The following is a 20,469-nucleotide window of genomic DNA, read 5'->3' on the forward strand; positions in this document are numbered from 1 at the left end:
GTCACTTCCCCTCGAAGCCGACTTCGTAGAGCTCGGTGAGCTCGAGATAGCCCTCGCCCTTGGCGAAGAGCCGATCGAAGAGCGACGCGCGCTGGATGGTCGCGCGCCTCTGGAAGACGCGGCGTTCGCCCCGCGGCACCATGGTCGGCGCGTCGTGGACGATCACCTCGTCGCCGGGGCCGATCTCGACATCGCCGAGGTCGACATGGGCGTGCAGGCTGTCGAAGGTGTTCTCGATCTCGACCGTGCAGGGCACTTCGATTTTCTTGCGGAAGATCATCGCGAGCCTCCCTCGCTCGACAGGATTTGAACGAAGGGCGCGGCATTGCTCGGCCCGAACGCGGACAAATCGATGGTGTTGTTGGTGGTCGGATCCTCGAGCGACATCAGCCCGCTCGGCCAGAGCACGAGGACGAAGGGCACTTCCGGCCCGATCTCGCGGCGCTTGCGCTCGCGCACGAGGCCGCGCAGCGCCCCGCGCACGAAGCCGTTGGTGCCCGGATCGAAGACCTGCAGAACCTCGCCTTCCGCGGGCCGAGCGCTCGCGCCCGTCCGCACCACGACGGCGCCGTCCGCCCGGTCCTCGAAGCGGATCGGGAGCGTGCGCACGGCGTCCGTCAGATCGCGCGGTCCGCGCTCCGTGTCCCGGATCACGGCCACGGTGGCGAGCACCGCGGCGATGATGCCGAAGACGAGGAGGAGAGCCGATCTCGGGAACGTGTCCCGTTTGGGAGCGGCCCTTTGGGCGGTGGCGGCGCCGAATTCCGCTTGCATGGGGGGAGATCCTTCGGGTCGCGGCGTCGATCAGGCGTGGGCGGGGGTCGGCGCGAGCGGGCGGGCGGCCTGCGGCGTGCGGGTCTCCTCGCGGGCGGGCGCCGGCTCGGGGACGGCCTGCGCGGTCACCTCGGTCGCCTGCGCGAGCCGAAGCTGCTCGGCGAAGAGCGCGGCGACGCGCTCGGCGTCCGGGATCGCGCGCAACATCGGCTCGACCCTGGTCATCCGCCAGGGACGCACGTGAGGCCACAGGAGGATGTAGGAGAGCCGGCGCTTCGAGCGCACCGCGAAGGGGATGTCCCCTCTGCCGTTCGCCCACAGCTTGAGCGCCGCCGATTCCACGAGCCCGTAGGGGATGTTCATGCTCATCGGCAGAGCGACGCCGAAGCTCATGATCACCCGCTTGTCGGTGAGCGTGTAATAGGTCGCCCGCGCCGCCGCCCACGCATAGAGGATCAGGAAGCCCATCACGCAGGCGCCGATCGTCAGGAGGAAGGAGGCGGAGGCGAGCGCGTCGAGCACGGTGCCGCCCGAGAGCGACACGTCGATGCCCCGCCACAGCGCGAGCGCTCCGAAATAGAGGCTCATCCCGCGCAGGTGCATGGCGCGGCGCGCGAGCGTGCGCCATGCGGGCTTGCCCTGCCAGAGGATGTGCTCGTCGGCCGGCAGGGGGGCGGGGAGGCCGCGCGGCGTGACCGGCAGGTCCTCCTTCTTGACGATCCTGGTCATATCAGAGGCTCCGCACGCTCGGGGGTGGCGTAGATCGTGCCGCCGCCGAAATAGCCCATGATCCGGTCCTCCTCGCGGGCCGTGATCTGGTTCGGATCGGCGATGGCGGGCACGTCGGAGAATTGCGAGGCGAGGATCGCGGCGACGTGCACCTCGCCGCGCCCCTGCCTGATGCGGCAGAAATTGATCGGCACGAGCACCATGCGGTGGCCCGTATCGGTCGCGACCTCGGTCTCGAGATAGCGCAGCATCGGCTCGGACCGGTCGATCCACAATTCGCGCACGTAACCCGCCTTGAGGCCGTCGCCGCCGAAGACGGGGAAGCCGATCGGCGAGATGTCGTCCTCGGGCACGAAGAAATCGGTCGCGACGCGCAGCGGCACGGTGCGCGGCTCGTTCTCGGCGGTGAGCTCGGGCACCTCCTCGCGCAGCGCGTAGGAGGCCGCGCCGATGCCGTCGATCATCGGATTGCCGGTCGGCACCAGCGGGGCGCCGGGCCAGGCTTCCATCGGGCGCGCCTTGAGCTCGCGCTCGTCGACGTGGCCGGGAGGCGCCTGGTAGGCGTGGCCGTTGCGCAGGAGGAAGGTCTTGGGCGCGGGCATCGCGGGGAAGCCCTGCACGAGGATGTGCTCCGAGCGCTCGGAGACGAGCGGGTAGCCCTCGCGCTTGTCCTCGCGGCGCAGGTAGAAGATCAACCCCGCGAAGAAGAACCAGAAGACGTACAGCGTCACCTGCGCGACGTCTATGTAACTCGTGATGGCGCCTGTCTCCATGACGACCTCCTGAGGATCAAGCTGGCATGTCGGCGAGACCGAAACGCTTCGGGGCCGCCGAATGACCGGCCGAGGCGGTCGCGACCAGAGGGCCGATCGCGACGAGAGTGACGAAGAGGAGAAGGATCTCCAGGTGGTAGACGAAGCTGTAGCCGGTCACCTGATGGGCGAGCGCCTCGCCGAAGGCGCCCGACACCGCGAGCGCGCCGACGATGTCGCGCAAGGCGCCGCCGAGCGCGATGCCGAGCCCCATCGCGGTCGCCTGAACCGCGCCCCAGGCGCCGAGCGCGAGCCCGCTGCCGGCGCGGTCGGCGAGCGCCATCGCGCCCGTCATCGTGCCGACCACGAACAGCCCGCCGCCGACCCCGATCAGGACGGCGCCGACGCGCAGCATGTTCGCGCTCCCGAAGGGCGCCGCGAGGACGACGCAGGAGAAGGCCGCGATGCCGAAGAGGACGCCGAGCGCGGCGAGCCGGTAGGGATTGCCGCCCCGCCCGAGCCGGCGCGCGGCGAAGGCGAAACCCGCGAGCGTGCCGCCGGCGAGGAGCGCGGTGAGCATCGTCGTCTGCGAGACGGTGAGCCCCAGCACCTTGCCGCCATAGGGCTCGAGCAGGATGTCCTGCATCGAGAAGCCCAGCGTGCCGATGAAGACGGCGACGAGCGTGCGGCGCACGCGCCCCATCCGCATGAAGGCTCCCCAGCTCTCGCGGAAGGCCGGGCGCGGCGCGTCGAGCCGCGTGCGGGCGGGATCGCGCGCCTCCTGCTTCCAGAGCGCGATCATGTTGAAGACCATGGTCGCGACCGCCGCGCCCTGGATCACCTGGATGAGCCGCAGGTGGCTATAGGGCTCGAGGAGGAGCGCATAGACGCTCGCCGCGCCGACCATGCCGACGAGCAGCATGACGTAGAGGAAGGCGACGACCCTCGGCCGCGCCTCCGGCGGCGCGAGATCGGTCGCGAGCGCGAGCCCGGCGGTCTGCGTCGTGTGCAGGCCCGCGCCGACGAGCAGGAAGGCGAGCGCCGCGCCGAGCTGGCCGACCCAGACCGGCCCCTCGCCCCCGCCCGAGAGCACGAGGAGCGCGAAGGGCATGATCGCGAGCCCGCCGAATTGCAGGAGCGAGCCGAACCAGATGTAGGGCACCCGCTTCCAGCCGAGCAGCGAGCGGTGGTGGTCCGAGCGGTGGCCGATCAGCGCGCGCGCGGGCGCGAACAAAACGGGCAGCGCGATCATCGCGGCGACGAGCCACGCCGGCACGTTCAATTCGAGGATCATCACCCGGTTGAGCGTGCCGGTGAGAAGCACGATGGCGAGCCCGACCGAGACCTGGAACAGGGACAGGCGCATGAGCCGCCCGAGCGGCAATTCGCGCGTGGCCGCATCGGCGAAGGGCAGGAAGCGCGTGCCGATCCGCATCCAGATTCCGGAGATGGCGGGTTTTCGCGTCATGCCGGGACGAGCTCCAGCGCTTGCGAGGTGTAGAAGCCGCGCTGCACGCGGCGCATCCGCGCGATCCGCCAGGCGCGCGCGTCGGCCTCCTCCGCGAGGAGGCGGGCGAGATGCGCCTCCGAGACGGGCTCGATCGCCGGCGAGCGGTCCGCGCGCGGGAAGAGCTTGCCCGTCGCGTGCATCAGGGAGAGGGCGGGCGTGCGCGGGGCGAAGGTCGCGATCACGGCGCGCTCGGTGCGGGCGGCGAAGCCCGCGAGCGCGGCCGCCATGTCGGGCGCGCGATAATGGATGAGCGAATCCATCGCGACGACGTAGTCGAAGCGCCCGAGCGCCTCGTCGGTCATGTCGCCGGCGCGGAACTCGATCGCCTCCGCCACGTCGGCCGGCGCGCGCTCGCGGGCGATGGCGACGAGGCTCTCGGCGACGTCGATGGCGACGACCTGCGCGCCCCGCCTGGCCGCCTCGACGGCGAGCGCGCCCGTGCCGCAGCCGGCGTCCAAGAGGCGCATGCCGCGCATCTCCCCGGGCAGCCAGGAGAGGAGCGTCGCGCGCATCTCCTCGCGGCCCGCGCGCACCGTCTCGCGGATGCGGCTCACGGGCGCGTCCGACGTCAGCCGCGCCCAGGCCTGCGCCGCGGTGCGGTCGAAATAATGCTGCAGCTGGTGGCGGCGGGTGACGAAGGTCTCGCTGCGCATCGGATCCCCCGTCGTCTCAATCGAAGCCGAGGAGATCGAAGATCTCCCGGTCCTTCAGGCTGTCGACGATCCGCGGCTCGGTGCCGTCGAGAAGCGTCTGCGCCAACCGAAGGTACTCGTTCTGCACGGCCACCACATCGGGTTCATCCCCCATCTCGAAGAGGGTGCGCTTGCCGAGCCGGGAGCGGCGGATCGCGTCGAGATCGGGCAGGCGGCCGAGGATGTTCAACCCCACCTTGTCCGTGAAACGCTCGATCTGGTCGGTCGCCGCCGAGCGGTTGGCGATCACGCCGCCGACGCGGACCTCGTAATTCTTCGACTTCGCCTTGATCGCCTGCACGATGCGGTTCATCGCGAAGATCGAGTCGAAATCGTTGGCGGTGACGATGATCGCGCGCTCGGCGTGCTGGAGCGGCGCCGCGAAGCCGCCGCAGACGACGTCGCCCAGAACGTCGAAGATGACGACGTCGGTGTCTTCGAGGAGGTGGTGCTCTTTCAGGAGCTTCACCGTCTGGCCGACCACGTAGCCGCCGCAGCCGGTGCCCGCGGGCGGCCCGCCCGCCTCGACGCACATGACGCCGTTCGTGCCCTCGAAGACGAAATCCTCGATGCGCAGCTCCTCCGAATGGAAATCGACGCTCTCGAGCACGTCGATCACGGTGGGGATGAGCTTCTTCGTGAGCGTGAAGGTCGAATCGTGCTTGGGGTCGCAGCCGATCTGCAGGACCCTCTTGCCGAGCTTCGAGAAGGCGACGGAGAGGTTCGAGGAGGTCGTCGACTTGCCGATCCCGCCTTTGCCGTAGACGGCGAAGACCTGGGCCTTGCCCATGTCGAGGCGCGGATCGAGGTGCACCTGCACGCTGCCGTCGCCGTCGTCGCGGCGGGCGGGAGCGCGCCGGGGGACGGGCGCACGGATGTCGAGAGCGGTCACGGGCTTGCTCCTTCGCTGATGCCTTCGAGCCGGTCCTCGAGCGCTTCGCCGGCCGCGCGAAGGGCGGCGAGCGTCGCCGCGTCCGGGGTCCAGTAGCGGCGCTCGTGCGCCTCGATCAGGCGGTTGGCGACCTTGGCGGAGGCCTTCGGGTTGAGGGTGGCGAGACGGTCGCGCATCTGCGAATCGAGCACGAATGTCTCGGTCAGGCGCTGATAGACCCAGTCCTGGACCTGGCCTGTGGTGGCAGACCACCCCAGGGTCGCGGTGACGGAGGCCTCGATCTGCCGCACGCCCTCGTAGCCGTGCCGCAACAGGCCCTCGTACCATTTCGGATTGAGCATGCGGGTGCGCGCCTCGAGCGCGACCTGATCGTCGAGCGTGCGCACCACGTTCCCGCCGCGGGTCTGGTCGCCGATATAGACCGGCACGCAGGCCTTGCTTCCCTCGGGCGTGGTGCCGGCCTCGCGGCGGGCGCGGGCGATGGCGCGGGAGACGCCGCCGAGGCTGTCGAAATATTGATCGACGGTGGTGACGCCGAGCTCGACCGATTCGAGATTCTGGTAGGCGAGATCGGCGCCCGCGAGGCAGCTCTCGAGGAGGAGCGGCTGCTTCTCCACGCGGCCCGAGCGGCCGTAGGCGAAGCATTTGCGCCGCGAGAAGGCCTCGCCGAGCTCATCCTCGTCGTCGAAGGCGGAGGAATCGACGAGCTGGTTGACGTTGGCGCCGTAAGCGCCGTCGGCGTTCGAGAAGATGCGCAGCGCCGCCGTCTCCATGTCGCAGCCATGCTTCGCCTGATAGGCGAGCGCGTGCTTGCGGATGAAATTGTCGTCGAGGCTCTCGTCCTCGGCGGTCGCGGCGAGGAAGGCGGCTTCCGCGAGCATGCGCGTCTGCAAAGGCATCAGATCGCGGAAGATGCCTGAGAGCGTCGCCACGACGTCGATGCGCGGGCGCTTGAGGCAGGCGATCGGCCGAAGCGCCGCGCCGCACAAGCGGCCATAGCTGTCGAAGCGCGGCGCGGCGCCCATCAGAGCGAGCGCCTGGCCGATCGGCGCGCCCTCGCTCTTGAGGTTGTCGGTGCCCCACAGCACGATCGCGACCGTCTCCGGCCACGGATTGCCGCCGGCGCGGTGGAGGCGCAGGAGTTCGTCCGCCTGGGCCTTGCCGTCCTTGAGCGCGAAGCGGCTCGGAATGCGGAAGGGGTCGAAGCCGTGGATGTTGCGGCCCGTCGGCAGGATCTCGGGTGTGCGGAGGAGATCGCCGCCCGGCACGGGGCGGACATAGCCGGCGTCGAGCGCGTGGACGAGCGCGGGCAATTCGGCATCGTGCGACAGCGTCCGGTTCACCTCCCCGAGCCGGCGCAGGATCTCGAGCCGCTCGGGCGTCACCTCGCCCTTGACCGCCTCGCCCGCCTCGTATGCGGCGGCGGGGGTGGCACCATCGGCGAGCGCGCGGGCGGTGCGAGGGTCGAGCGCGACGCCGTGGCTCGCATCCGCGATCGCCATCAGGAGATCGGCGCGCTCCTCGACGCTCGGCGCCCGGCCGACGACGTGGAGCCCGTGCGGGATCAGCGTGGTCTCGAGTTCGAGCACGCGCTCCCAGAGATTGTCGACGTCCGCATCGTCGCCCGCGCGCATCAGGTCGAGACCGGTCGCGAGCGCCCGCGCGCTCGCGGCCAGTTCCTCGCGCTCGCGCGCCTCCTCGGGCGGCAGCGAGCGGTAGCGATCGATCGTCGCCTTGAGGTCGACGAGGCCGCGATAGAGGCCGGCCGTCGCGACGGGCGGGGTGAGATACGAGATCAGCGTCGCCGCCGAGCGGCGCTTGGCGATCATGCCCTCGGAGGGATTGTTCGCCGCGTAGAGATAGAAATTCGGCAGATCGGCGATCAGCCGGTCCGGCCAGCAGGCGCCCGAGAGGCCGTTCTGCTTGCCGGGCATGAATTCGAGCGCGCCGTGGGTGCCCAGATGCAGGACGGCGCTCGCGCCGAAATCCTCGCGCAGGAAGCGGTAATAGGCGCAGAAGGCGTGGGTCGGCGCGAAACCCTTCTCGAAGAGGAGCCGCATCGGGTCCCCCTCGTAGCCGAAGGCGGGCTGGATGCCGACGAAGACGTTGCCGAATTGCGCGCCGAGCACGAGGATCGCCGAGCCGTCCGTCTGCTGGCGCCCGGGGGCGGGGCCCCATTGGGCCTCGATCTCGGCGAGATGCGTCTCGCGCCGCACGTGGTCGTCGGCGGAGATCCGCGAGGCGACGTTCGCGTCCGTGCCGAAGCGCGCGGCGTTCCCCTCGAGGATCGCGCGACGCAGGTCGTCGACGCTCTCCGGAACGGTGACGAAATAGCCCTCCGCCGAAAGCCGGCGCATCGTGTTGTGGAGGCTCTCGAACACGCCGAGATAGGCGGCCGTGCCGGTGGCGCCGCCGTTCGGCGGGAAGTTGAAGAGCGTGATCGCGATCTTCCGCTCCGCGCGCGGCGTGCGGCGCAGGCGCACGAGCTTCGCGACGCGGTCGGCGAGCATGGCCACGCGCTCGGGCTCCGGGCGCATCGCGGCGATGCCGGTCGTCGCGTCTTCGCCGTCGCGACCGGCGAACAGGATCGGGCCCGTCGCGCCGTCGAGCTCCGGCATCGCGACCGTCATCGTCGCCTCGACCGGCAGGAGCCCGCGGTCGGAGCCGCGCCAGGTGGAGAGCGTCTGGAATTCGCTCGCCTGCGCGGCGAGATAGGGCACGTCGAGCCGCGCGAGGATCTCCTCGGCCGCGCGCGCATCGTTGTAGGCGGGGCCGCCCACGAGCGAGAAGCCGGTCAGCGAGACGATCGCGTCGACCCGGGCGCGCCCGGCCGCATCGAGGTGGAAACGCTCGATCGCCGGGCGCGCGTCCAGGCCCGCCGCGAAAGCCGGTACGACGTTCAGCCCGCGCGCTTCGAGCGCGCGGATCACTGCGTCGTAATGAGCGGTGTCCTCCGCCACGACGTAGGAGCGCAGCACCACGAGGCCCACGGTGCCGGCGTCGCCCCGGCGCGGCAGCGCGTCGGCCTTCTCGTCGATGCGCTTCGGCAAGTCCGGATGGTAGATGCCGACATCGGCCGTCTCCACCGGCGGGCCGACGCGCAGCGAGCCGCGCAGCACGCGCCGCGGCCCGTCGGCGTAGCGATCGACCACGAGCCGCACGAGATTGGCGACGTTCTCCTCCGAGCCCGCGAGCCAATATTGCAGGCTCATCAGATAGGCGCGCAGGTCCTGGGCGGTGCCGGGGATGAAGCGCAGGATCTGGGGGATGCGGCGCAGCATCTTCAATTGCCGCGCGCCCGAATCGCCCGAGGGGATCTTGTCCTTCGGCGCGGGCTTGAGCTTCTTGAGGAGCGCCATCGGCCCCGACGCGGGCTGGCTCATGTCGAGCTTGCCCATGCGCGTGAGCTTCGTGACCTCGCCCGCCGACATCACGCCGACGAGGGCGTCGCACGCCTCGCGTCGCGCTTCGATCGCGGGCAGCACCGCGCGGATGTGGTCCTCGAGAAACATCATGGTGACGAGGAGGATGTCGGCGCGCGCGATGTCGGCATTGGCGCGGGACACGGCCGCCGGGTCGCCGTCGAAATCGGTGGCGCAATGGCAGGAGAGGACGAGGCCCGGCATCTCGCGCGCGAGGGTCCGGCGCGCCCGCGCGACCGGCCCGGCGAGATGGTTGTCGAGGGTGACGATCACGAAGCGGAGGGCGGGGGCCTCTCGGGCCTCCGTCACGCCGGTCGCGACGCCCGCCTCAGCGGCTGAAATGAGCCTTCGCATCGTAGATCGTCTCGAGGCTGATGACGGACAGCCCGCGCTCGCGCGCGAAACTCTCCGTGTTGCGTCGTGCCTTGCCGCGCACGAAGAACGGGATCTTGCCGAGCTCCTTTTCGGCATCCGGCGCCCAGACGGGGGCGACCGGGCCGGCGGGAGCGGGCTCGAGAGTGGCGAGGGTGGGGGAGGGGGCGGGTTCGGGCGCGGGCGCCGCACGCTCCATCGTCTCGACGAGGTGCGGCTGCGCATGGCCGCCGCCGTGGCCGAGATGCGAGGGCGGGGCGGCGTCGTTGAACTCGAAATCCTCGCGGAACATCGTGAGGAGATGCTCCTCGAGGCCCATCACGAGGGGGTGGACGAAGGTGTCGAACAGGACGTTGGCGCCCTCGAAGCCCATCTGCGGGGCGTAGCGGGCGGGGAAATCCTGCACGTGCACGGGGGCGGAGATCACCGCGCAGCCGATGCCCAGCCGCTTGGCGATGTGGCGCTCCATCTGCGTGCCCAGCACGAGCTCGGGCGCGGCGGCGCGGATCGCGTCCTCCACCTCGAGATAATCGTCGGTGATCAAGGGCTCGACGCCGTAGCGGGCGGCGGCCTCGCGGACCTCGCGGGCGAGCTCGCGGGCATAGGTGCCGAGCCCGACGACCTCGAAGCCGAGCTCCTCGGCGGCGACGCGCGCGGCGGCGATGGCGTGGGTCGCGTCGCCGAAGACGAAGACGCGCTTGCCCGTGAGGTAATTCGAATCGACCGAGCGCGACCACCAGGGCAGCCGCGAGCCGTGCTCGGCATCCGCGAGCGCCCGCGCGGGGTCGATCCCGGCGAGGCTCGCGACCTCGGCGACGAAGTCGCGCGTGGCGTTCACGCCGATCGGGATCGTGCGCGTATAGGGCTGGCGCAGAATGCGTTCGAGATGGCGCGCGGCGGGGCCGGCGATCTCGGGATAGAGGACGACGTTGAAATCCGCGTCACCCAAGCGCGCGATGTCGCGGGCGCGGGCGGTGAGCGGCGCGACCACGTTCACCGCGATGCCGATTCGCGCGAGAAGGCGGGTGATCTCCTCGACGTCGTCGCGATGGCGGAAGCCGAGCGCGGTGGCGCCGAGGAGATTGCACGAGACCCTCGCATCGGGGGCACGCGGGGTCTGCGTCGCTTCCTCGCGCGGCCGGACGAGCGCCCGGACGAGCGCGAGGAAGGTCTCGGCCGCGCCCCAATTCTCCTTGCGCTGATAGGAGGGCAATTCGAGGGGCACGACGGGGCAGGGCAGAGCGAGCGCGCGGGCGAGGCCGCCCGGATCGTCCTGGAGGAGTTCGGCCGTGCAGGAGGCGCCGACCAGCATCAGTTCGGGATCGAAGCGCTCGTAGGCGTCGCGCGCGGCATGCTTGAAGATTTCGGCGGTGTCGGCGCCGAGATCCCGGGCCTGGAAGGTGGTGTAGGTGACGGGCGGGCGCTTGCCGCGCCGCTCGATCATCGTGAAGAGGAGATCGGCATAGGTGTCGCCCTGCGGCGCGTGCAGGACGTAGTGCACGCCCTCCATCGCGGTGGCGACCCGCATGGCCCCGACATGGGGCGGCGCCTCGTAGGTCCAGACGGTGAGCTTCATCGCCTCAAACCTTCAAGCGGTCGCGGCGAACGAGCGGGCGGGCGAAGAGACCGGAGAGGTCCGCCGCCTGGTCGTAGCCGTGGATGGGGGTGAAGACGAGCTCGATCGACCATTTGGTTGTCAGCCCCTCCGCCTCGAGCGGATTGGCGAGACCGAGCCCGCAGACGGTGATGTCGGGTCGCGCCGCGCGCACGCGATCGAGCTGCGCGTCGACGTTCTGGCCCTCGACGATCGCGCAATCGTCCGGCAGGAGCGCGAGCTCGTCCGCGAGATGATGCCGATGGAGATAGGGCGTGCCGATCTCGCCGAGCCGCATGCCGAGCTCGCGCGAGAGGAAGCGCGCGATCGGCACTTCGAGCTGCGAATCGGGGAGGAAGAAGATCGACTTGCCCTCGAGCTTCGCCCGATCGCGGGCGAGGGACGCGCGGGCGCGCGCCGCCATCGGCCCGGTGACGTCCTCGAACAGCGCGGGGTCGATGCCGAATTCGCTCGCCGCCGCCTGGAGCCAGGCGGTCGTGCCCTCGACGCCGAGCGGGAAGGGGGCGTCGAGCCGCACCGCGCCGCGATCCTCGAGCGCACGCGCGGTGTCGGCGAGGAAGGGCTGAGCGAGCAGCAGGCGCGTGCCGGGCCCGATCGCCGGGAGGTACCCGGCCTTGCGCGGGGGCAGGAAGCGCGCGGGGATGCCGAGCCGCTCGAAGATGCGGGCGAACTGGTCCTCGACCACGTCCGCGAGCGCGCCCACCACCAGGAGCGAACGCTCTTGCGCCGGCGCTTGCGGCATCGCGGGAACGAGGGCCGCGAGGCAGGCGTCCTCGCCCTGGGTGAAGGTCGTCTCGATGCCCGATCCCGAATAGGCGAGCACCCGCACGTCGGGCATGAACCGCCCCGAGAGCCGCGCGGCGGCCCGCGCGAGATCGAGCTTGATCACCTCGGAAGGGCAGGAGCCGACGAGGAACAGGAGCCTGATGTCGGGGCGGCGCGCGAGGAGCCGCTCGACGCACGAATCGAGCTCCTCGTTGGCGTCGGCGATGCCGGCGAGGTCGCGATCGTCGATCACGGCGGTCGCGAATCGCGGCTCGGCGAAGATCATTACGCCCGCCGCCGATTGCATGAGATGGGCGCAGGTGCGCGAGCCGACGATCAGAAAGAAGGCGTCCTGGATCTTGCGGTGCAGCCAGATGATCCCGGTGAGCCCGCAGAACACCTCGCGCTGGCCGCGCTCGGCGCGCACGCTCGGGCCGGTGCGCGGGGCGCCGTCCGGCCTGTCGCAGCCGGCGCCGGAGAGATGGTCGACGACGACGTGCCGGTTCATGACGCGGCTCCCTCGACGACGACGGGCCCGGCGGCGGCGGGCGCGGCGCGGCCGCGCATCGCCTGTTCCTGCAGCCGCCCGGCGCGCAGCTTGAGGACGAATTGGACGGCGTTGACGACGTAGGCCGCGTAGGCGGCGAGCGCGACGACCATTTCGCCGGCGCTCGACAGGATCCCCGTGAAGAGCGCGACGAGGTAGAAGCTGTGCAGCGCGATCACGCCGAAAGAGACCACGTCCTCCCAGAAGAAGGGCTTCGCGAACAGGTAGACGCCGAAGACCTCCTTCTCCCAGATCGCGCCCGTGACCATGATCGTGTAGAGCGTCAGCGTCTTGACGACGATCGAGGCCGTGGCGAGCGCATATCCCTCGCCGGTCGCGAGATAGCGCGCGATGAGCGCGATCGAGACGAGGCACACGAGGAACTGGACCGGCGCGAGCACGCCCTGGACGAGCGTCCACGGCGAGGCGTCGCGCCGCGTGCGCTCCTCCGGAGTGTAGAGGCCGTGCCGGTCGTCGCCGGTCTCGCGCCGCATGTCCGCACCTCCCTGAACTCGGCGAACGAATGGCGGACAGGCTACTAGCGCCCGGAAAAGTGTCAACCAAAATTGACGTCAACCCAGGTTCACAATATTCCCGATTGGGTGAAGTGCGTAGCTGCCGGGCCCTTGGCCGAATGGTCCGCAGCGCCTATGATGACGTTCTGTACCGCCAAGCACTCGGACGACGAAAAGCAACAAGATCAACGATTTTTTCGAGCTGGGCAAAGCGTCGGACGCCGTTGCGGAGACCACAGGGAGGGTGTCCATGGCCAGCTTTCGAGGAGGCGCCGCGCCGTCGCACGTCGAGACGGACGAGGCCGTCGACGCCACGGACGCGCAGGATCGGTTCGCCTCGCTCGACCGGGAGCAGGCGCTCTCGCGAACGATCGAGGCCGAGATCATCCCGCGCCTGATGCTCGCTCACCAGGCGCCGCGCTGCGACGCGCCTGCGGGCCGCGCGGAGCTTCGCCCGACGCAGGCCGAAGTGGCGGAATTCGCGAGCCTGCTCATCGCCCACGACATCGATGTGGCGTCTCGGTTCGTCGACGTGATGCGCGAGCGCGGACTGACGCTCGAGAACGTGCTCCTGCACCTGTTCACCCCCGTCGCCGCCATTCTCGACCAGATGTGGCGCGACGATAGCTGCGATTTCTGCGACATCACGATCGCCTTCTCCCGCCTCCAGCAGATCCTGCGCGAGATCAGCGCCCCCTTCGAGGCGGAGGGCGAGCCCACGCCCGGCGAGAAGCGCGCGCTCATCGCGGCCGCCCCCGGCGAGCGGCACACCTTCGGAATCTACGTGGTCGAGGAATTCCTGCGGCGCGCCGGATGGGACGTGGTCTGCCTGCCGGAGGCGAGCGCGAGCCGTCTCGTGAGGCTCGTTCGGCGCGAATGGTTCGACGTCGTCGGCTTTTCGCTGAGTTGCGAGGGCTTGCTCGCCGGGCTCGGCTCGGCTATCGACGAAATTCGACGCGGATCGCGGAACAATCGCATCGGCGTCATCGTAGGGGGAAATTACTTCAACGAGCGTCCGGAAAGCGCCGGCAAGGTCGGAGCAGATCTCGTTGCGTTCGACGGTTTGGATGCCGTAAGGAAAGCGCAGCGTTGGGTAGGAGGCGCCGCGCTGTCTTCGTGAGGGCCTGTCTTGGAACGAGGAAGTCGGCGCTCGATGGATACCCCCACACCTCCTGATGCCCTGCAGCGGTTCCGGGCTCCCGAGCGTTCGATCGGGGACGTGGACGCGGCGAGCGCTGCGCGCATGATCGCGGCGACGAACGATCTCGCGGTCGTGCTCGACGAAGCCGGCCTCGTCGAGGACGTCGCCGTCGGCTCCCGCGATCTCGCCCGCGAGGATTGCGCGCGCTGGATCGGCCGCCCCTTCGTCGAGACGGTCACCGTCGAGAGCCGCGAGAAGATCGAGGCGCTCCTGCGCAATGCGGGCTCCGACAAGGATCAGCACTGGCGGCAGGTGAACCACCCCTCGCCGGGCGGCCCCGACCTGCCGATCCTCTACGCCGCCGTGCCGGTGGGCGCGAGCGGCCGCATCCTCGCGGTCGGCCGCGATCTGCGCGGCATGGCCGCCATGCAGCGCAAGCTCGTCGACGCGCAGGCCGCGATGGAGCGCGAATATGCGCGGCTTCGCAATGCGGAGACGCGGTATCGGCTGCTCTTCCAGATCGCGAGCGAGGCGGTGCTCGTCGTCGATGCCGGGACGCGCCGCGTCTCGGAGGCGAACCCCGCCTCGGCCGAGCTCGTCGGCGGCGGGCGCCCGGTCAGCGGCCGTCCCCTCGCGCAGCTCTTCGCGCCCGAATCGGCCGCCGGCCTCGACGAGATGCTCGCCTCCGCCCGCTCCGGCGCGCGCACCGAGGAGCATCGCCTCCACCTCGCCGATGCGCGCCCCGTGAACGTCACCGCCTCGCTCTTCCGTCAGGATCGCGTGTCGCATTTCCTCCTGCGCCTCGAGCAGCCGGGCGCCGCCCGCGCGCCCGCCTCCCCGGCGAGCAAGCGGGTGATTCGCGTCGTCGAGCAGATGCCGGACGCCTTCGTCGTCACCGATACCGACCGCCGCATCCTGACCGCGAACACCGCCTTCCTCGACCTCGTCCAGCTCGCCACCGAGGAGCAGGTCCGCGGCGAGCCGCTCGACCGCTGGCTCGGCCGTTCGAGCGTCGATTGCAACGTGCTCGTGGCGAGCGTGCGCGAGAACGGCGCGGTCCAGCGCTTCGGCACGCTGGTGCAGGGCGAATACGGCCTCACGGAGGACGTCGAGGTCTCCGCGGTGATCGCGCCGGACGGGGACGATCAGGTCTACGGTTTTTCGATCCGCTCCATCGGGCCGCGCCAGCTGCCGGCCGGCACGGGCATGCCGGAACTGCCGCACTCGATGGCGCAGATGCGCGATCTCGTCGGCCGCGTGTCGCTGAAAGAGCTCGTGCGCGAGACGACGGACGTGATCGAGAAGCTGTGCATCGAGGCCGCGCTCGATCTCACCGGCGACAACCGCGCCTCCGCCGCCGAGATGCTCGGCCTCTCCCGCCAGAGCTTCTACGCGAAGCTGCGCCGCTACGGCCTCGGCGGCCTCGACGACGAGGACGAGGGCTGAGACCTCCGTTACTCCACGAGACGGCGTCGCCCCGGGTCGCAGCCGACCCGGGGCGCGTCCGCGCTCGTTTGCGGGATCGCGGCTGGCGAGGCGGTCCGGGTTCGCCCTGACATGTCGATGTGTCAATTTCGGTTGACGGTTTCTCCGCCCCGGCGATAGCATCCGGGCATGACGACACCCGCACCCTCCGCCGTCGCAGAGCTCTTGAAGCCGATCACCTGGTTCGCGCCGATGTGGGCGTTCGCCTGCGGCGTGGTCTCCTCCGGGGTGGCGCTCGAGACGCGCTGGCTCGTGATCCTCGCCGGGATCGTGCTCGCCGGCCCGCTCGTCTGCGCGGCGAGCCAGGCGGTGAACGATTGGTACGACCGCCACGTCGACGCCATCAACGAGCCGAACCGGCCGATCCCGTCGGGCCGCATCCCGGGCCGATGGGGTCTCTACATCGCGATCTTCTGGAGCGCCCTGTCCTTCGCCGTCGCCTTCCTGCTCGGTCCGGTGGTGCTGCTTGCGGGCGTGATCGGGCTCGCGCTGGCCTGGGCCTATTCGGCGCCGCCGATCCGGCTCAAGCAGAACGGCTGGTGGGGGAACGGCGCCGTCGCGCTCTCCTACGAGGGGCTGCCCTGGTTCACGGGCGCGGCCATCATGGCCGCCGCCTTCCCCGATTGGCGCATCGTGATCGTGGCGCTCCTCTATTCGCTCGGCGCGCACGGCATCATGACGCTCAACGATTTCAAGTCGGTCGAGGGCGATCGGCGGGAGGGCGTCGATTCGCTCCCCGTGCTCCTCGGGGTCGATCGCGCGGCGCGCCTCGCCTGCTACGTGATGGCCGCGCCGCAGATCCTGGTGATCGCGCTGCTCTTCGCCTGGGGCGCGCCCTGGCACGGGCTCGCCGTGGTCGGGCTCCTCGCAGCCCAGCTCGGGCTGATGCGCCGGCTCGTCGCGAGCCCGCGCGAGCGCGCCGCCTGGTACAACGCCACCGGCACGACCCTCTACGTCGCCGGCATGCTCGTCACCGCTTTCGCCCTTCGCGGCCTCTAGGGAGTGGGCGACATGTCCGCGCTGCAAGCCCCCGCCCACCTCTCCTGGCCGAGCATCGTGCGGCTCGGCCTCGTCCAGTCATCGCTCGGCGCGATCGTGGTGATCACGACCTCGACGCTCAACCGCGTCATGGTGGTCGAACTCGCGCTCGCGGCGACGCTGCCGGGGCTGCTGGTGGGCCTCCATTACGCCGTCCAGCTGCTGCGTCCGCGCTTCGGGCACGGGTCCGACGTCGGCGGGCGGCGCACGCCCTGGATCGTCGGCGGCATGGCGGTGCTAGCCTCCGGCGCCGTCCTCGCCGCGCTCGCGACGGCGCTCGCCGCGACGAATCTCGTCGCCGGCATCGCGCTCAACGTGCTCGCCTTCCTGATCATCGGCATCGGCGTCGGCGCGTCGGGCACCTCGCTCCTCGCCTTCCTCGCCGAGCGCGTCGCGCCCGCCCGTCAGGCGGCGGCGGCGGCGATCGTGTGGACGATGATGATCGCGGGCTTCATCGTTACCGCGGTGAGCGCCGGCCATTTCCTCGATCCCTTCTCGATGGGGCGCCTCGTCGCGGTGACGGCTTGCGTCGCCGCCACCGCCTTCCTCGTCACGAGCCTCGCCATCGCGGGGCTCGAGGGGCCGGGGCGGCGCGCGTTCCAGGCGCCCGGCGAGAGCGAGCCGAAAGTGCCCTTCGCCCGAGCCTTCGCGGAGGTCTGGGCCGAGACGACGGCGCGGCGCTTCACGATCTTCGTATTCGTCTCGATGCTCGCCTATTCGGCGCAGGATCTCATCCTCGAGCCCTTCGCGGGCCTCGTCTTCGCGATGACGCCGGGCGAGACGACGAAGCTCGCCGGCACGCAGAATGCGGGCGTCCTCGTCGGCATGATCCTCACGGGCGTCCTCGGCGGCGCCTTCGGCCGCGGCGGGCGCTCGCGCCTGCAGCTCTGGGCGGTGGGCGGCTGCATCCTCTCGGCGGCGGCGCTCGTCGGGCTCGCCTTCGGCGGCGTCGTCGGCGAGGTCTGGCCGCTTCACGCGAACGTCGCGGTGCTCGGGCTCGGCAACGGGATCTTCGCGGTCGCCGCAATCGGCTCGATGATGCGGCTCGCGCGCGAGGGCACGCAGAATCGCGAGGGCACCCGCATCGGCCTGTGGGGCGCGGCGCAGGGCATCGCCTTCGGGCTCGGCGGGCTCGTCGGCACGATCGCCGTCGATCTCGGCCGCATGGCGCTCGAGAGCCCCGCTCACGCCTACGGTGCCGTGTTCGCGGCCGAGGCCGTCCTGTTCGTCGTCTCGGCGGTGCTCGCCGCCCGGGTGATCGCGTCGGGCGCGGCGCGCCCTGTCGCGCCCGCCGAGCGCCGGGTTGCGACGCCCGCGCTCCCGCGGCTTTCCGACACGCCATCCATGCCGCCGGGCTCGCGCCCGCGCGCGCTCTGACCGAGGGGAGGACGATGCCATGACCGATCCGCAGGCGACGAGCGAGACCGAGGCGGCGCCGGGCGACGGCCTCGCGCCGATCCTCGCGGGCATGCCGGAGGAGGAGATCTACGACGCGGTCGTCGTCGGCGGCGGGCCCGCCGGGGCGACCGCGGCGGCGGATCTCGCGCGGGCGGGCCGCTCGGTCCTGCTGCTCGACCGCGCGGGGCGCATCAAGCCCTGCGGCGGCGCGATCCCGCCGCGGCTCATCCGCGATTTCGCGATCCCGCCGGGCCTGCTCTGCGCGCAGATCGAAGGCGCGATGATGGTCGCGCCGTCGGACAAGCGCGTCGACATGCCGATCGAGGGTGGTTTTGTCGGCATGGTCGACCGCGAGATCTTCGACGAATGGCTGCGCTCGCGCGCGGCCGCGCTCGGCGCAGAGCGGCACGACGGCACCTTCGAGCGGCTGACGCGGGACGCGGACGGGACGGCACGGGTCCATTGGCGGCGCTCGCACGCGGCGGGCGGCGGGGACGTCTCGGTGCGGGCGCGCGCGGTCGTCGGCGCGGACGGCGCCAATTCGGCGGTCGCGCGCGAGGCGGTGCCGCAGCGCGGCAAGGTCCCCTTCGTCTTCGCCTATCACGAGATCGTCGAGGCGCCGGAAGAGGGCACCGCCGATTACGGGCACACGCGCTGCGACGTCTATTATCAGGGCAAGCTCTCGCCCGATTTCTACGCCTGGGTGTTCCCCCACGGCAGGACGGCCTCGATCGGCGTCGGCTCCATGCACAAGGGGTTCGGCCTCAAGGAGGCGGTCGCCCGGCTGCGGGCGGATGCGCGGCTCGACGGCGTGCGCACGATCCGCCGCGAGGGCGCGCCGATCCCGCTCCACCCCGCCAAGCGCTGGGACAACGGACGCGACGTCATCCTCGCCGGCGACAGCGCGGGCGTCGTCGCGCCGGCCTCGGGGGAGGGGATTTACTACGCCATGGTGGGCGGGCGGCTCGCGGCGGAGGCGGTCGACGCCTTCCTGAAGACGGGCGACGCACGGGCGCTGAAGGGCGCGCGGCGCGCCTTCATGAAGGCGCATGGCCGCGTGTTCTTCATCCTCGGGATCATGCAGCGCTTCTGGTACGGGAGCGACAAACGCCGCGAGCGCTTCGTCTCGATCTGCCGGGACAAGGACGTCCAGCGCCTCACCTGGCAGGCCTACATGAACAAGGAGCTCGTCCGCTCCGACCCGATCGCGCATATCCGGATCTTCTTCAAGGACCTGGCGCATCTCTTCGGGCTCGTGCGGCCGTGAGCGCGCTCGTCGTCTCGGGCGCCGTGTTCGACCTCGTCATCGCGGTGCTCATCCTCGAGGGGCTCGTGCTCGTGGTCGGCGCGCTCGCGGGACGGACCTGGCTGCGGGACATGGGCGGCTTCGTGCTGGCGGGGCTCGGCCTCGCGGTCGCGGCGCGGGCGGCTCTCGTCGAGGCGCAATGGGGCATCGTCGCGGCAGGCCTCGTCGTCGCCTTCGCGGCGCATGTCTACGATCTCGCGCGACGGGTGCGGAGATCTCGTCCCGTGCCGTGACGAGCGGCACAGATGTCTGCGGCGCTGCGGGCGAACGATCGCGCTCGGGCGCGGGTCGTCCCTCGTTCTCGGCTATCGGTGCCCCCATCAAGACTTCGCCCGGTCGGAGGTGTATTTCGCATGGGCGGGTGTCCTGCCGCGAAGACATGCGTTTGATTACCGAGTGGGGCGTTAATGTCTTGCCGAATCCTCGTGAGGGTCTATACTGACCATGCCGCTTTCTCCCCCTGCGGCAGCGAACCACGAGAGGCGCCGCCATGCCCCGCCGTCCGGACACCCCCCTCCTCGACACGATCGACGCCCCCTCCCGCCTGCGCGATTTGTCGGATCGAGAATTGCGCCAGGTGGCGGACGAGTTGCGGGCGGAGACGATCGATGCGGTCTCGGTGACGGGCGGGCATCTGGGGGCGGGGCTCGGGGTGATCGAGCTGACGGTGGCGCTGCATGCGGTGTTCGACACCCCGCGCGACCGGCTGATCTGGGACGTCGGCCACCAGGCCTATCCGCACAAGATCCTGACGGGGCGCCGCGACCGCATCCGCACATTGCGCCAGGGCGGCGGTCTGTCGGGCTTCACGAAGCGCGCGGAGAGCGAATACGACCCCTTCGGCGCGGCCCATTCCTCCACCTCGATCTCGGCCGGTCTCGGCATGGCGGTCGCGCGCGATCTCGACGGGGGGAAGAACAACGTCGTCGCGGTGATCGGCGACGGGGCGATGTCGGCGGGCATGGCCTACGAGGCGATGAACAATGCCGGCGCGATGCATTCGCGCCTGATCGTGGTGCTCAACGACAACGACATGTCGATCGCGCCCCCCGTGGGCGCGATGTCGGCCTATCTCGCCCGCCTCGTCTCGGGCAAGACCTACCGCTCCTTGCGCGAGACGGCGAAGCAGCTGACGAAGCGCCTGCCGAAGAGCCTCTCGGAGAAGGCCGCCCGCGCCGAGGAATACGCCCGCGCCTTCTGGACGGGCGGGACCATGTTCGAGGAGCTCGGCTTCTATTACGTCGGCCCGATCGACGGCCACAATCTCGACCACCTGTTGCCGGTGTTGCGGAACGTCCGCGACACGGAAGGCGGGCCGATCCTCGTCCACGTGATCACCCAGAAGGGCAAGGGCTACGCGCCGGCCGAGGCCTCCTCGGACAAGTATCACGGCGTCGTCACCTTCGACGTGGTGACGGGCGCGCAGGCCAAGCCCAAGGCCAACGCGCCGGCCTATACGAAGGTGTTCGGGCAATCCCTCATAGCAGAAGCCGAGCGCGACGAGAAGATCGTGGCG

The 20,469-nt window shown here is 70.6% G+C and carries 18 protein-coding genes; 7 read left to right on the forward strand and 11 right to left on the reverse strand.

Going from position 1 to position 20,469, the window contains the following annotated elements; genetic code table 11:
- Position 1 precedes the first annotated feature (1 nt).
- The 11 genes from ACK4UM_RS17350 to bchF are packed head-to-tail and all read right to left on the reverse strand — an operon-like array spanning position 2 to position 12,564.
- Entirely contained in the window at positions 2 to 280 is a 279-nt protein-coding gene (locus ACK4UM_RS17350) for a hypothetical protein (RefSeq protein ID WP_409801685.1), read from the reverse strand.
- Positions 277 to 774: a photosynthetic complex assembly protein PuhC gene (gene puhC / locus ACK4UM_RS17355; RefSeq protein WP_409801688.1), complete on the reverse strand. Its 498-nt coding sequence runs from the start codon at positions 772 to 774 to the stop codon at positions 277 to 279. Before puhC ends, ACK4UM_RS17350 begins: the two co-directional genes overlap by 4 nt.
- Positions 775 to 804: 30 nt before the next feature.
- Positions 805 to 1,503, reverse strand: a complete 699-nt coding sequence (gene puhB / locus ACK4UM_RS17360; RefSeq protein WP_409801691.1) for a photosynthetic complex putative assembly protein PuhB — start codon at positions 1,501 to 1,503, stop codon at positions 805 to 807.
- A complete protein-coding gene (gene puhA / locus ACK4UM_RS17365; protein WP_409801695.1) occupies positions 1,500 to 2,276 on the reverse strand; it encodes a photosynthetic reaction center subunit H in 777 nt (258 codons plus the stop codon). The genes puhB and puhA overlap by 4 nt, the downstream gene beginning before the upstream one ends.
- A 16-nt stretch (positions 2,277 to 2,292) precedes the next feature.
- Positions 2,293 to 3,723, reverse strand: a complete 1,431-nt coding sequence (locus ACK4UM_RS17370; protein ID WP_409801698.1) for a BCD family MFS transporter — start codon at positions 3,721 to 3,723, stop codon at positions 2,293 to 2,295.
- On the reverse strand, positions 3,720 to 4,418 hold the full coding sequence (gene bchM / locus ACK4UM_RS17375; protein ID WP_409801701.1) for a magnesium protoporphyrin IX methyltransferase: 699 nt from the start codon (positions 4,416 to 4,418) through the stop codon (positions 3,720 to 3,722). The genes ACK4UM_RS17370 and bchM overlap by 4 nt, the downstream gene beginning before the upstream one ends.
- Positions 4,419 to 4,434: 16 nt before the next feature.
- Positions 4,435 to 5,349, reverse strand: coding sequence for a ferredoxin:protochlorophyllide reductase (ATP-dependent) iron-sulfur ATP-binding protein (gene bchL, locus ACK4UM_RS17380; RefSeq protein ID WP_409801704.1), 915 nt, complete (start codon positions 5,347 to 5,349; stop codon positions 4,435 to 4,437).
- Complete coding sequence (locus ACK4UM_RS17385; RefSeq protein ID WP_409801709.1) at positions 5,346 to 9,125, reverse strand: magnesium chelatase subunit H; 3,780 nt, start codon at positions 9,123 to 9,125, stop codon at positions 5,346 to 5,348. Before ACK4UM_RS17385 ends, bchL begins: the two co-directional genes overlap by 4 nt.
- Entirely contained in the window at positions 9,100 to 10,719 is a 1,620-nt protein-coding gene (gene bchB / locus ACK4UM_RS17390; RefSeq protein ID WP_409801713.1) for a ferredoxin:protochlorophyllide reductase (ATP-dependent) subunit B, read from the reverse strand. The genes ACK4UM_RS17385 and bchB overlap by 26 nt, the downstream gene beginning before the upstream one ends.
- 4 nt (positions 10,720 to 10,723) lie before the next feature.
- Complete coding sequence (locus ACK4UM_RS17395) at positions 10,724 to 12,031, reverse strand: ferredoxin:protochlorophyllide reductase (ATP-dependent) subunit N (protein WP_409801718.1); 1,308 nt, start codon at positions 12,029 to 12,031, stop codon at positions 10,724 to 10,726.
- A complete protein-coding gene (gene bchF, locus ACK4UM_RS17400) occupies positions 12,028 to 12,564 on the reverse strand; it encodes a 2-vinyl bacteriochlorophyllide hydratase (RefSeq protein ID WP_409801721.1) in 537 nt (178 codons plus the stop codon). Before bchF ends, ACK4UM_RS17395 begins: the two co-directional genes overlap by 4 nt.
- Before the next feature lie 271 nt (positions 12,565 to 12,835).
- Between bchF and ACK4UM_RS17405 the strand changes: the two genes are divergently transcribed.
- The 7 genes from ACK4UM_RS17405 to ACK4UM_RS17435 form a co-directional block, all read left to right on the forward strand.
- Positions 12,836 to 13,705: a B12-binding domain-containing protein gene (locus tag ACK4UM_RS17405; protein WP_409801724.1), complete on the forward strand. Its 870-nt coding sequence runs from the start codon at positions 12,836 to 12,838 to the stop codon at positions 13,703 to 13,705.
- Between the two features lie 123 nt (positions 13,706 to 13,828).
- Positions 13,829 to 15,172, forward strand: a complete 1,344-nt coding sequence (ppsR, locus tag ACK4UM_RS17410) for a transcriptional regulator PpsR (RefSeq protein WP_409801727.1) — start codon at positions 13,829 to 13,831, stop codon at positions 15,170 to 15,172.
- A gap of 168 nt (positions 15,173 to 15,340) precedes the next feature.
- On the forward strand, positions 15,341 to 16,210 hold the full coding sequence (chlG, locus tag ACK4UM_RS17415; protein WP_409801730.1) for a chlorophyll synthase ChlG: 870 nt from the start codon (positions 15,341 to 15,343) through the stop codon (positions 16,208 to 16,210).
- A gap of 12 nt (positions 16,211 to 16,222) precedes the next feature.
- Complete coding sequence (locus ACK4UM_RS17420; RefSeq protein ID WP_409801735.1) at positions 16,223 to 17,626, forward strand: BCD family MFS transporter; 1,404 nt, start codon at positions 16,223 to 16,225, stop codon at positions 17,624 to 17,626.
- Between the two features lie 91 nt (positions 17,627 to 17,717).
- Positions 17,718 to 18,914, forward strand: coding sequence for a geranylgeranyl diphosphate reductase (locus ACK4UM_RS17425; RefSeq protein ID WP_409801753.1), 1,197 nt, complete (start codon positions 17,718 to 17,720; stop codon positions 18,912 to 18,914).
- Positions 18,911 to 19,186 carry a hypothetical protein gene (locus tag ACK4UM_RS17430; RefSeq protein ID WP_409801740.1) on the forward strand — a complete coding sequence of 92 codons (276 nt, stop codon included), beginning with the start codon at positions 18,911 to 18,913 and terminating at the stop codon, positions 19,184 to 19,186. The genes ACK4UM_RS17425 and ACK4UM_RS17430 overlap by 4 nt, the downstream gene beginning before the upstream one ends.
- Before the next feature lie 257 nt (positions 19,187 to 19,443).
- A partial coding sequence (locus ACK4UM_RS17435) for a 1-deoxy-D-xylulose-5-phosphate synthase N-terminal domain-containing protein (RefSeq protein ID WP_409801743.1) occupies positions 19,444 to 20,469 on the forward strand: 1,026 nt, incomplete at its 3' end.

It is taken from the genome of Salinarimonas sp. (assembly GCF_046292825.1).
Lineage (GTDB): Bacteria > Pseudomonadota > Alphaproteobacteria > Rhizobiales > Beijerinckiaceae > Salinarimonas.

Coding starts and splice junctions, on each gene's coding strand:
- ACK4UM_RS17350 (WP_409801685.1), bottom strand. CDS start 280: ATGATCTTCCGCAAGAAAATCGAAGTGCCCTGCACGGTCGAGATCGAG.
- puhC (WP_409801688.1), bottom strand. CDS start 774: ATGCAAGCGGAATTCGGCGCCGCCACCGCCCAAAGGGCCGCTCCCAAA.
- puhB (WP_409801691.1), bottom strand. CDS start 1,503: ATGACCAGGATCGTCAAGAAGGAGGACCTGCCGGTCACGCCGCGCGGC.
- puhA (WP_409801695.1), bottom strand. CDS start 2,276: ATGGAGACAGGCGCCATCACGAGTTACATAGACGTCGCGCAGGTGACG.
- ACK4UM_RS17370 (WP_409801698.1), bottom strand. CDS start 3,723: ATGACGCGAAAACCCGCCATCTCCGGAATCTGGATGCGGATCGGCACG.
- bchM (WP_409801701.1), bottom strand. CDS start 4,418: ATGCGCAGCGAGACCTTCGTCACCCGCCGCCACCAGCTGCAGCATTAT.
- ACK4UM_RS17385 (WP_409801709.1), bottom strand. CDS start 9,125: ATGCGAAGGCTCATTTCAGCCGCTGAGGCGGGCGTCGCGACCGGCGTG.
- bchB (WP_409801713.1), bottom strand. CDS start 10,719: ATGAAGCTCACCGTCTGGACCTACGAGGCGCCGCCCCATGTCGGGGCC.
- ACK4UM_RS17395 (WP_409801718.1), bottom strand. CDS start 12,031: ATGAACCGGCACGTCGTCGTCGACCATCTCTCCGGCGCCGGCTGCGAC.
- bchF (WP_409801721.1), bottom strand. CDS start 12,564: ATGCGGCGCGAGACCGGCGACGACCGGCACGGCCTCTACACTCCGGAG.
- ACK4UM_RS17405 (WP_409801724.1), top strand. CDS start 12,836: ATGGCCAGCTTTCGAGGAGGCGCCGCGCCGTCGCACGTCGAGACGGAC.
- ppsR (WP_409801727.1), top strand. CDS start 13,829: ATGATCGCGGCGACGAACGATCTCGCGGTCGTGCTCGACGAAGCCGGC.
- chlG (WP_409801730.1), top strand. CDS start 15,341: ATGACGACACCCGCACCCTCCGCCGTCGCAGAGCTCTTGAAGCCGATC.
- ACK4UM_RS17420 (WP_409801735.1), top strand. CDS start 16,223: ATGTCCGCGCTGCAAGCCCCCGCCCACCTCTCCTGGCCGAGCATCGTG.
- ACK4UM_RS17425 (WP_409801753.1), top strand. CDS start 17,718: ATGCCGGAGGAGGAGATCTACGACGCGGTCGTCGTCGGCGGCGGGCCC.